This window comes from Methanobrevibacter sp. 87.7 (genome assembly GCF_002208625.1).
Taxonomy (GTDB): domain Archaea; phylum Methanobacteriota; class Methanobacteria; order Methanobacteriales; family Methanobacteriaceae; genus Methanarmilla.
Genome location: NZ_MRCT01000045.1, coordinates 1 through 12,077, shown reverse-complemented (window position 1 = coordinate 12,077; position 12,077 = coordinate 1). Strand labels below are relative to the sequence as shown.

10 protein-coding genes and 1 tRNA gene are annotated in these 12,077 nt (G+C 24.2%); 10 read left to right on the top strand and 1 reads right to left on the bottom strand.

Annotated features, from left to right (window positions below; genetic code table 11):
- Nucleotides 1-274 precede the first annotated feature (274 nt).
- The 7 genes from BGI41_RS03455 to cfbC all read left to right on the top strand — a co-directional run bounded on the left by BGI41_RS03455 (nt 275) and on the right by cfbC (nt 8,771).
- Nucleotides 275-439, top strand: a complete 165-nt coding sequence (locus BGI41_RS03455) for a DUF362 domain-containing protein (protein WP_042707429.1) — start codon at nt 275-277, stop codon at nt 437-439.
- A gap of 9 nt (nt 440-448) precedes the next feature.
- On the top strand, nt 449-1,648 hold the full coding sequence (locus tag BGI41_RS03450; protein ID WP_088538846.1) for an NAD(P)/FAD-dependent oxidoreductase: 1,200 nt from the start codon (nt 449-451) through the stop codon (nt 1,646-1,648).
- Nucleotides 1,649-2,023: 375 nt separating this feature from the next.
- Nucleotides 2,024-2,989: a UDP-glucose 4-epimerase GalE gene (gene galE, locus BGI41_RS03445; RefSeq protein ID WP_088538845.1), complete on the top strand. Its 966-nt coding sequence runs from the start codon at nt 2,024-2,026 to the stop codon at nt 2,987-2,989.
- A gap of 106 nt (nt 2,990-3,095) precedes the next feature.
- Nucleotides 3,096-4,505, top strand: coding sequence for a hypothetical protein (locus tag BGI41_RS03440; RefSeq protein ID WP_088538844.1), 1,410 nt, complete (start codon nt 3,096-3,098; stop codon nt 4,503-4,505).
- Between the two features lie 414 nt (nt 4,506-4,919).
- Nucleotides 4,920-6,329, top strand: a complete 1,410-nt coding sequence (gene purF, locus BGI41_RS03435; protein ID WP_088538843.1) for an amidophosphoribosyltransferase — start codon at nt 4,920-4,922, stop codon at nt 6,327-6,329.
- Between the two features lie 227 nt (nt 6,330-6,556).
- A complete protein-coding gene (locus BGI41_RS03430; RefSeq protein WP_088538842.1) occupies nt 6,557-7,819 on the top strand; it encodes a peptidase U32 family protein in 1,263 nt (420 codons plus the stop codon).
- A gap of 148 nt (nt 7,820-7,967) precedes the next feature.
- A complete protein-coding gene (cfbC, locus tag BGI41_RS03425) occupies nt 7,968-8,771 on the top strand; it encodes a Ni-sirohydrochlorin a,c-diamide reductive cyclase ATP-dependent reductase subunit (protein ID WP_088538841.1) in 804 nt (267 codons plus the stop codon).
- A gap of 123 nt (nt 8,772-8,894) precedes the next feature.
- Here cfbC and BGI41_RS03420 read toward each other — a convergent pair whose 3' ends face one another.
- Nucleotides 8,895-9,341, bottom strand: coding sequence for a DUF123 domain-containing protein (locus BGI41_RS03420; protein ID WP_088538840.1), 447 nt, complete (start codon nt 9,339-9,341; stop codon nt 8,895-8,897).
- Nucleotides 9,342-9,845: 504 nt separating this feature from the next.
- On the opposite strand from BGI41_RS03420, the gene BGI41_RS03415 reads away from it, so the two are divergent.
- From BGI41_RS03415 to BGI41_RS03405, 3 genes are all read left to right on the top strand, one after another.
- Nucleotides 9,846-11,183, top strand: coding sequence for an NCS2 family permease (locus BGI41_RS03415; RefSeq protein ID WP_088538839.1), 1,338 nt, complete (start codon nt 9,846-9,848; stop codon nt 11,181-11,183).
- A 37-nt stretch (nt 11,184-11,220) separates the two neighbouring features.
- A complete protein-coding gene (locus tag BGI41_RS03410) occupies nt 11,221-11,634 on the top strand; it encodes a DUF371 domain-containing protein (RefSeq protein ID WP_088538838.1) in 414 nt (137 codons plus the stop codon).
- A 123-nt stretch (nt 11,635-11,757) separates the two neighbouring features.
- Nucleotides 11,758-11,841 (top strand) — tRNA-Leu (locus BGI41_RS03405).
- Nucleotides 11,842-12,077 lie beyond the last annotated feature (236 nt).

Below are 12,077 nucleotides of genomic sequence, written 5' to 3'. Positions count from 1 at the left end.
TCATAAAATATTTTTAATTTTAAAATTGATTTTTATTTAATAAAAATATGATATTTTATCTATTTTAGTTTAAAATCGTAATTATCTTGTTATTTTAATAATTTAATTATTATAATTTTTAATCAGTTTTTAAAATCCGTTTAAAAACTTATTATTCTATTATTATTTATATAGTAAAGTTTTAAATAATATAAGAAATAATATTATTATTAACTTAATTTATTAAGATTATTTTTTTTTAAATCTTTTTTCAATATATTTTGGAGAAATTATTATGATTGTTAAAGATTGGTGTGTTTACTGTGGTGAATGTGCTGGAGTATGTCCAAGAAACTTAATCACAGTCAGAGAAACAAATTTAGAATTTAAAACTGATGAGTGTAAAGAATGTAGTACATGTGTTGCAGCATGTCCTATAAATGCATTAGAACAAGAATAGGTGTATATTATGATTGAAACAGATGTATTAGTAGTTGGAGCAGGACCTGCTGGTTCTACAGCAGCAAAACATGCAGCGTTAGGTGGGGCAAAAGTAATATTAATAGATAAAAAATCTGAAATTGGAGCTCCTAAAAGATGTGCAGAAGGTGTTTCTAAAAAAGGTCTTAAAAAATTAGGTGTAGAACCTAATCCTAGATTTATTGCTAAAGAATTAGATGGAGTAAGACTTGTTGCACCTGATAATACTAGTGTGTGGATGACTTCTGATGAAATTGAACTTCCAGAAGCAGGTTATATTTTAGAAAGGAAAGTCTTTGATAAATTTATGGCTATGGATGCAGCTAGAGCTGGTGCAGAAATTAAAATTAAAACTTTAGCTAAAAAAGTCATTAAATCTGAAGATTCATTTATTGTTACTTGTGAAAGATTTGGAGAAGAAATAGATATTAAAGCACATATTGTAATTGCAGCAGATGGTCCTGAATCTCATGTTGGTAGATGGGCAGGTTTAAAAACGGCTACAAAAGCAGTTCATATGGAATCTGGTTTCCAATATGAAATGTGTAATTTACACTTTGAAAGACCTGGAGTTATTGAATTCTACTTTGGTTCTTGTGCTCCTGGAGGATATGTATGGGTTTTCCCTAAAGGAGATGACATTGCAAATGTTGGTTTAGCAATTCTTACTCCTACTGCAGAAAAACTTAATCCAGGTAAAACTGCTAAAGAATATTTAGATGATTGGATTGCAAAAAGTCCTATTACTAAAGATGCACAAGCTGTTGAAATGAATGTAGGTGGAGATCCTGTTGGTGGTATGCCTAAAAAAATTTATGATGATAATATAATGGTTTGTGGAGATGCAGCTGGACAAGTTAATCCTTTAACTGGTGGAGGAATTATTAGTGGTATGACTGGTGGTATGTATGCTGGTCAAGTAGCAGCTGAAGCTATTAAAGAAGGAGATTATTCTGCTAAATTCCTTAAAAAATATGATAAATTAGTAAGGGATGATATTGGAGAAGAAATTAAAAAATATGCTGTTGTTCAAAATTATATGCTTGATTTAAATGATGAAGATCTTAATAAAATCGCTGATGCATTTAAAGATATGGATTTCACTAAAGTTTCTACAACTCAACTTGTAAAAGCTTTAATTAAAGTCTCTCCTTCAGCAGCTTTAAAAATAGGTAGATACTTCTTATAATCTACTTTTTTCTTTTTTTATTTTATTATTTTGGTGTTTTTTAGTCTTTTTTGTTATTTTTTTACTGTTTTTTTTAGTTTTTTAGTTTCTTTTTTGTTATTTTTCAGTGTTTTTTAGTTTTTTAGTCTCTTTTTTAGTTTAGTTTTTTTTTATTATGTGATTTTATTAATTATTATTTATTTTAAATCTATTTTTAAGTCTTTTAATTTAGTATATTATTTTTTTATATTTTTTCATAATATTTTTTTATTTTTATATATTATTTTTAAAATTTCTTTCTTTAATGAAACAATTAAATATTTATTTAAATATATAATTTATTATTATAGAAATTAAATTTTTATTTTAATATAATTTATTTTAATGAGTGATATAATGATTTTAATAACTGGTGGAGCAGGATATATTGGTTCACATGTAAATAAAGCTTTAAATAAAACAGGATATGAAACTATTGTTCTTGATAATTTAGTTAAAGGATTTCAAGATTTTGTTAAATGGGGAACATTTATAGAAGGTGATTATGGTGATAAAGAACTTTTAGATGAAATCTTTGAAACATATGATATTGATGCTGTAATGCATTTTGGTGCTTATATTTCCGTTTCAGAATCTGTAAAATATCCAGAAGTTTATATGAAAAACAATTATGAGAATACTTTAACTTTAATTCAATCAATGGAAGAACATAATATTGATAAATTAATATTTTCATCTACAGCTGCAGTATATGGTACTCCTGAAATTATACCTATTAAAGAAACAAGTCCTTTAGAACCAATTAATCCATATGGTAAATCTAAACTTCTTGTTGAAGAAGCTCTTAAAAAACAAGATAAAATTAAATATGTTATATTTAGATATTTTAATGCTTGTGGTGATGATCCTGATTGTGAAATTGGTGAATTACATGAACCTGAAACACATTTAATTCCTTTAATTCTTGATGCTGCATTAGGTAGAAGAAGTAGTATATCTATATTTGGTGATGATTATCCAACACCTGATGGAACTTGTATACGTGATTATATTCATGTAAATGATATTGCTCAAGCACATATTGAAGGATTAAAATATCTTGAAGATGGTAATGAGTCTAATGTATTTAATATTGGAAATGGTAAAGGATTTTCAGTAAAAGAAATAGTAGATGTTGTTAAAAAAGTTACTGGTGTTGATTTCCCAGTAAATATTGAAGGTCGCCGTCCAGGTGATCCTGCAGAACTTATTGCTGATTCAAGTAAAATCCAAGAAGTTTTAGGATGGTCTCCAGAATATGCTAAAATTGAAGATATTATTGAAACTGCTTGGAATTGGCATAAGAAATTAAATAGTGATTAATTGTTTTTTTAATAAATTAATTAGAATTTATGATTTTTTCATTATTTCTGACTAATATTATTAAGTTAAAGTATATTCTATAATTCATTTTTAGGTAGGTAATAAAATGAGAAGAGGTAATAACACTAAAGTTTATAGAAAACATATACATAAAGAAGATGATGATTATTGGAATAAAAATCTTCATGAAGAAGCTAAAAAATCTAATCAAAAATATTCAAAGAAAAAATCTAAATCTAATTTAAATAAACGTTCAAATAATAATTATGATAAACAAATTAACGAAGATTATAATAATTATACTGAAGAAGAATTAAGTAAAGACATTCTAAAAGATTTATCTGAAGATAATAATCAGAATTATCAAAATTATGATAATGAAAAATATTATGATAATGAGAATTATGAAGATATAAATAGAATAAATTATGATTCTAATAATATTTATTCTGATTATGATGATTTAGATAAAAATTATAATAAACCTAATTATGATGATTTAAATAGAAATTCTTATAATGAGTCTAATTATGATGATTATAATAATAATCAAGAAGATTCTAAATATCAAGATGATTCTATAAATGAATTTAAACCAATATTTTTTAAAGAAGAAAATTTAAACCCTCAAGAAGTAAATCATGTAGATATTAATTTATTAAATCAAGATAAATTAAATAAATTAAATAATTTAAAAAATAAGAAAGCATTTTCTGATATTATAGATTTAAGAATTATTGTAAATAATAGTCAAAATGCAGAATATTTAAATTTAATATGTAAAAATATTGATTTTTCACAATTTAATATTAATTTATCTGCAATTATTCAAACAGATAATTTAAATATTGCTAAAATTGCTTCTTTTGGTGCAGATATAATTATTATTGCTGAAGGTGAAGATAAAAAATTATATAATCAATTTTATAATGAATTAAAAACTGATGATAATTATATAGAAGCATTTTCAATTTTAGATAATAATGTTAATATAAAATATCTTGAATCAAAACTTAATAAGACAATTATTAAAGTTGGTTTAAATTCTATATTAAATATTAATCATTTTAAATCAATAAAAAATGATTTAGATTTATTAAATATTCATTATGATGAAATTAAATCTGTTAATGATAAATTAAAATCTGAAAATCTTGAACTTAATAATAAATTATCTAAATTAGAATCAGATAATGATAAATTAAATTCAGATATTAATAATTTACAAAAAATTAATGATGAATTAAAATCAGAAATTGCAGATTTTAAAACAAGATACTCTAATATTCATACTAAAAAAATATTAGAAATATTTTCACTTTCACAGTTATGGTCTGATACATTTAATGAAGATCTTAATGATGAAGAAAAAATAGTTATTGCAACTAATGAATTTAAACCTGAAAATATTATAATTGGTCAAGGATTTATTGGTGCACGTTCAGTTGATGAAGCTATTGATTGGTTAAGAGTTGTAAGAACTGCACTTATATTTGTTAATTTACGTAATAATTAATTTTCTTTATTTTTTTAGTAATTATCTTAGATAATATTCTTTGAATATTATTTAAATTTTCTTTTCTTACTTAATTATTTTTGTATTAATTTACTAAATATTTTTTTATTTAATTATTTTTTATATTAGTTTATTAGCTATTTTTTTTATTTATTATAATTTCCATAAATAACCTTTTTTGAAGATATTTATTTTTTTCTATTTTTATTTTAATTTATATCTATTTATTTTAAGAATTTTAAATTAATTTTATTTTTTTAATTCAATTCTGAATTTTTTATAATTTATATTAAATTAGGTTATTTCATTGTAAGCTATTTAAAGTAATCAAAATCTATATATTATAAAATTTATATAAATTTATACAATATTATTTAAAACTTTTTAATAATTTTTTTTAAAATGGAGAATACAATGAAGGATAAATGTGGTATTGTAGGAATTTACTCTAAAGATTCCTCTAAAGAAGTAGCTCCTTCTATATATTATGCTTTATATGCATTACAACATAGGGGACAAGAATCTGCAGGTATTGCTACATATAATAATGTTAATGGTATTAATTATTATTGTGGAATGGGGCTTGTAGCAGATGTATTTAAAAATTATGAAATTCAAAAATTAGATGGTAATGTAGGTATTGGTCATGTAAGATATTCAACTACTGGTCAATCAAAACTTGAAAACTCACAACCTTTTGTAACTGATTTTGAAGGTGGATATATTGCAATGGCTCATAATGGGGATATTGTTAATTCAAAACAATTGAGAATGCAATTAGAAAGAAAAGGTTATGAATTTAATTCTGATACTGATAGTGAAGTATTATGTTACCTTATTAAAGAAGTACATTCTAATTCTAATGATATGATTGATACTTTTGAAAAAATTTCCCGTATGATTATTGGTTCATATTCTCTTGTAATTTTAATTAATGATGAACTTTATGTAGTACGTGATCCAAAAGGTATGAAACCTCTTGTTATTGCTAAAAAAAATGATATGTTTATTGCAGCATCTGAAACAGTTGCATTTGATGTTTTAAGTGCAGATTTTATTAGGGATTTAGAACCTGGTGAAATTATTTCTGTTGTTGATGGTGAAGTTTCAAGTCATATTTTAGAGGTTGCAAGTGAAACTCAAAATGCAAGATGTATGTTTGAGTATGTTTACTTTGCAAGACCGGATAGTGTTATTGATAAACAATCTGTGTTTGATACAAGATTAAAAATTGGGGAATATTTATATGATGAATTCCCATTTGATGCAGATTTAGTTGTTCCTGTTCCTGATTCAGCTATTCCTGCTGCAATTGGTTATTCTCGTGCATCAGGTATACCTTATGGTGAAGGTTTAATTAAAAATAGATATGTTGGAAGAACATTTATTATGCCAACACAAGAAGAACGTGAAATGGCTGTAAAACTTAAATTAAACCCATTAAAAAGTGGACTTGAAGGTAAAAATATTGTTTTAGTAGATGATAGTATTGTAAGAGGAACTACTTCTGCTGAATTAATTAATATTTTAAAAGAAGCAGGAGCTAATAAAATTTATTTACTTATTGGTTGTCCTCCTGTTGTTGCTCCTTGTTTCTATGGTGTTGCAATGGCATCTAAAGAAGAACTTATTGCTGCAAATAATACTATAGAAGAAATGAGGGAAAAAATTGGTGCTGATGCATTAGGATATATAAGTATTGATTCTCTTGTTAAAGCAATTGGTATGGATAAAGAAGAATTATGTCTTGGTTGTCTTACTGAGGATTATCCAACTTATTTACCACATGATCTTGAAGTAGAAACTTATTATAAATTTTATTAGATTTATTTAAATTTAATAATTTAATAAAATTTTAATATTTAAATTTTTTATATTTAGTTAATGTTTCTTAAATGATTGTAAATTAGTTTATTTTTAGTTTATATTTTGTTTAATACATTTAATTATTTATAAATTAATAATTAATTTTATTTAATAATTTAAGAAGTTTTTAGCTATTTATTAACTTTTACTATTTTTTTTAATTTTTATAAATTAGGTATGATATTATGGTAGAATTACTTTCACCTGCTGGTGATTTTACATCACTTACAGCAGTTTTAAAAAATGGTGCAGATGCAGTATATATTGGACTTGAAGGAGTAAACATGCGTGTAAATGCTGCTAATTTTAATCTTCAAGATGTTAAGAAAGCATCAGATATTACACATGATTATAATTCTAAATTATATCTTTGTACTAATACAATAATGAAAGATAAGGATATTGTAAGATTAAATAAACAATTACCTAAACTAGCAGATGCTGATGTTGATGGACTTATATTATCTGATATTGGTTTAATAGAAACTGTTGCAGATTATGGTATAGAACCACATATTAGTGTTCAAGAAAATATTTCTAATTCTTATGTTTTAAAAACACTTAAAAAATTAGGAGCTACACGAGCTATTTTATCAAGGGAATTATCAATTCCAGAAATTAAAAAGATAGCTAGGAAATCTTCAATTGAAACAGAGGTATTTATTCATGGTGCTATGTGTATGGCGATTTCTGGTAGGTGCTTTTTAAGTTATGGATTGTATGGTAGAAGTGCAAATTGTGGTGATTGTCTACAACCTTGTCGTAAAAATTGGAAATTTAGTTTTGATTTTGAATCTAATGATAAAGTTATTAATAATAGTGATTTAAAAACAGATGAAGAATCATTTATTATTTCTGAAGCATATGATAATTCTTATAGAACTACATTTTTCTCTCCAAAAGATATGGCTATGATTGAACATATTCCTGAATTGATGGATACGGGTGTAGATGCATTTAAAATAGAAGGAAGAGCAAGATCTGCAGATTATTGTGCTACTGCAACAAATGTTTATAGAGAAGCCATAGATTTATATGAAAATGATAAAGAAAATTATAAATATAATCCTCAATGGATGGAAAGATTAAAAGAAGTTTTTAATCGTGGATTTGATACTGGGTTTTATTTTAATACTCCATATGAATTAAGTGAAAATAATAAATCTAAATATATTAAAAAAGATATTGGTAAAGTAATAAATTATTATAATAAACCTAAAGTTGCTGAATTTAAAATCTGGGATGATTTAAATATTGGTGATGAAATAATGATTCAAGGTCCTACAACAGGTTCTGTAAGATATACTGTTGATTCTATGGAAATTGATAATAAAAAAATTAAACATGCACCAAAAGGAGTTAATGTTGGTGTAGCTATTCCTACTAAATTACGTGAAAGTGATTTTGTATATAAGTTAGTAAAACGTGAAGATGAAGAGTTAGAATAGTTTATTATTAAAATATTATGATTTTAATTTAAATTTTTTTAATTTTAAAGTTTTTATTAGAGTATTAAAATAATATAAAATTAAAATATTTTTATTTTTAAATTTCAATTTTATTATTTATTTAAGCATAATATATTATAGGTGAATTATGACAGAAAAAAAGATAGCTATTTATGGTAAAGGTGGAATTGGTAAATCTACTACTGTAGCTAATTTATCTGCAGCATTAAGTTTAGATAATTTAAAAGTTATGGTAATAGGCTGTGATCCTAAAGCAGATACAACAAGAACATTATATGGGTCTAGAATACCAACAATTATACATACTGTTAAAGATAATAGACATCCTAAATTAGAAGATGTTGTATTTACTGGTTTTAATGATGTTTTATGTATTGAAAGTGGAGGACCAGAACCTGGTGTTGGATGTGCAGGAAGAGGTGTTATTGTTGCAATGAAATATCTTGAAAAATTACATGCTTTTTCTGATGATATTGATGTAAGATTCTATGATGTACTTGGAGATGTTGTTTGTGGTGGATTCTCAGTACCTATAAGGAAAGATTATGCTGATGAAGTTTATATAGTTTCATCTGGTGAATATATGTCTCTTTATGCTGCTAATAATATTTGTCGTGGAATAAAAAAACTTAAAGGACGTTTAGGTGGAATTATCTGTAATAAACGTAATGTTGAAAATGAGGAAGAAATTGTAAACACTTTTGCTTCTAAAATAGGTTCTAAAGTAGTTGGAGTTGTAGAAAGAAGTAATCTTATTCAAGATGTTGAACTTGATGCAAAAACTGTTGTTGAAAAATATCCGGATTCTAATGAAACTAAAAATTATAAAAAACTTGCAAGTTCTTTAATTTCTAATGATGATTATTGTATACCAGAACCTATGGGTGATGAAGAGTTTGAATCCTTTTTTAAATCTTTTATTAAAGATTAAGTAATATATTTTAATATAATATATTATTTAATTTAGTTTTTTAATATAATCTATTTTATATAATGTATTTTATTTATTTAGTTTTTTAAAATCATTTAAATTCATATAGTCTGTTTTTATATATTATTTATTTAGTTTTTTAAAATCATTTAAGTTCATATATTCTGTTTTTAAATAGTCATATGCATCTTTAACACTTTTTATTGCATCTTCTTTTTTATTAAAATATATTAAATGTGAATTACAATTACAATCAGAACATCCGAAATCTAGAATTCCATGTCCTTTTGGTGAAATATTATCTGCTAAGTCACATTCAATCCTTTTTTTACTATCTGTAAATAGTATTTCTATTATATTTGCATATTTACTTTTAAGTAAATAATCTATATGCCAATGCATTTTCTTATTATTTGATAAATGTCTTTTAAGTCTTGGTAATAATGAGTTCATAGCAGATCCTATATATACATAATATCCTTTCTTAAGTTTTAGATTATCATATAAACGACCTACTTTTATTTCATCATCATTTGATAAGTTTATAATAAGACAGTATGAACCTTTCATATTTTTCACTTTAATTAAATTTTTAATTTAAGTTAATATCTTATTTTGTTTTGATATTTTAGTTTTTATCTTTTTTGTGAGTTTTTTTATTTTTTAAGTATTTTTTTATAGTATTTTTTTTGTGAGTTTTTTTGTTTTATGAATATTTTTTATCATGGTATATTCAAATTTATATTAATTATATTATTTTTATATTTTAAGAATTATATGGTAAATTTTAATAATTGCTTTAATTAAATATATGCTTATAGAAAACTACTGAATTAGTTTATTCTATCTAATTTAAGGTTTTTTGTATATTTTTTAGATACTATCAAAAATTTTAAATAATGTTTTTTGTATCTAATTTTTTCAATAATTATTTAATGAATAAGGTTTTAGAGGATTTATATTTTTAATATTTTATTAATAGTGTTTTATTAAGTTCTATTTTAAATTATATTTAATTATATAAATTTATTTAAACTATTTAATTTATAATTATTTTTTTGAGGTGTTTTTTTCATGTTAAATAGTTTTTTTAAGTTAGATTCTAATAATACTAGTGTTAGAACTGAATTTATTGCAGGTTTAACTACATTTTTAGCTATGTCTTATATTTTAGGTGTTAACCCTACTATGTTAAGCGAAGGTGGAATGTCTACCTCTGCTGTATTCTTTGCTACAGCACTTGCTTCTGGTGTTTCTTGTATTATTATGGGTCTTGTTTCCAAATATCCTGTAGGACTTGCTCCAGGTATGGGTATGAATGCATTGTTTACTTATACAATTATTATTGCTATGGGTAATCAGTGGAATGTAGCTTTAGCTGCTGTTTTTATTTCAAGTATTATATTTTTAATTATTACTATTTCTGGTTTAAGGGAAACTATTCTCGATGCTATACCTAATGATTTAAGGTTAGCTATTGGTGCTGGTATTGGTTTTTTCCTTGCATTTATTGGATTAAAAGGTGCAGGTATAATTGTATCTAATCCATCAACTATTGTTTCTATGGGTTCATTAACTTCTGCTCCTGCTCTTTTAGCATTTATTGGTATTTTTATTACATTAATTTTATATATTAAAAAAGTACCACTTTCTGTATTTTTAGGTTTAATTATTACTGCTATTATAGGTCTAATTTTTACTTTATGTGGCTTTATAGGTCATGGTATTTTAATGCCTTCAGTTCCAACTCAATGGGTATCTACTAGTTTTGATGTTTCATTATTCGGAGCTTTTGCTAGTGGTTTTAAAGGATTATTCTCAAATATTCCTAATTTAATAATAATTCTTTTCTCATTATTATTTGTTACATTTTTTGATACTACTGGAACTTTAATTCCTTTAGCAAATAAATGTGGTTTTGTTGATGAAGAAACTGGTGATGTTGAAGGTATTGATAAAGCATTTTTAGGTGATGCAATTGGTGGAATTGTTGGTGCTGTTCTTGGTACAAGTACATTAACTGCTTATGTTGAAAGTGCAACAGGTATTTCTTTAGGTGGTAGGACTGGTTTAACTTCAGTTTTTACTGGAATATTCTTTTTAATTTCAATTTTCTTTGCACCTACTATATTATCTTTATTTACTGCTCCAGTTACTGCAGCTGCATTAGTTATTGTTGGTATGATGATTTCTCAATTAAAAGATATTGAATGGGACAGTTTAATGGTTACATCATCTGTTTTCATGACAATTATTATGATGATTTTAACTTACTCTATCTCTTTAGGTATTGCATGGGGATTCATAACTTATGTATTTGCAGGTTTAGCAAATGGTAAAGCTAAAAAATTAGGTTGGTCTGTTTGGATAATGGTTGTAGTATTTGTAATTTACTTATTTGTAATTTATTAAATAAACCATTATTTTTTTATTTTTTGGAGTATTATTTATGGATTTTAAAATAAAAGCAAAAGGACATCCAAATGTAACTGCTATGCATAAATCAACATTTGAAATAACAAAAGATCAAAATCTTACAAAATCTGGAGATTGTATAATTGGTTTAGATATTAATAAATCTATGTTAGATTTTCCAGAGGATTTTAAAAATAAACTTAGAAATTCTGATACAAAGGTTATTGTTAAATTGAAAACTGAAAATGCTTCTTATGAAATTATTGGTTATGGTCATCCAGATTTACCTTTAAATCATCCAACAGATTTAGTTTGTAGAAAAAGTGATTTTGTTTGTTCAAGAACTTTAATGATTAAGGCAAATAAAGCTTCTTCTGATTTAAATAGGGAATTAATTAAAGACCTTGAAGATTCTAAAGATTTATTTGTTGATATTATTTTAGAATGATAATTATATAATTAATTTTTATTTAATAATTTTTTATTAAAATTATTAAATTTTCCACAATATTTATATACTATAACAACTAAACAGTTAGATACTGTTTATTTAATTGTTTTTTTTAAATATGCGGGGATGGTCGAGTGGTCAAAGGCGATAGGTTGAGGGCCTATTGGGTTAGTCCCTTCGCGGGTTCAAGTCCCGTTCCCCGCATTAGATTTTTAATATTTCACTTATTTTTGTATATTTTTATTGTTTTTATCTAGTTTTAGGGTTTTTTTTTAATTATTATTTTTTTAGTTTTTTTCTCGTTTATTCATTGTTTTTTTAGTTTTAATTTTTTCTTGTTTATTTATTGTTTTTATGTGTTTTTTTAATTATTTTATAATTTTTTCTTGTTTTATCATAAATTAATTTATATTTTTAAAATTAGCTATTTATTTGATTTA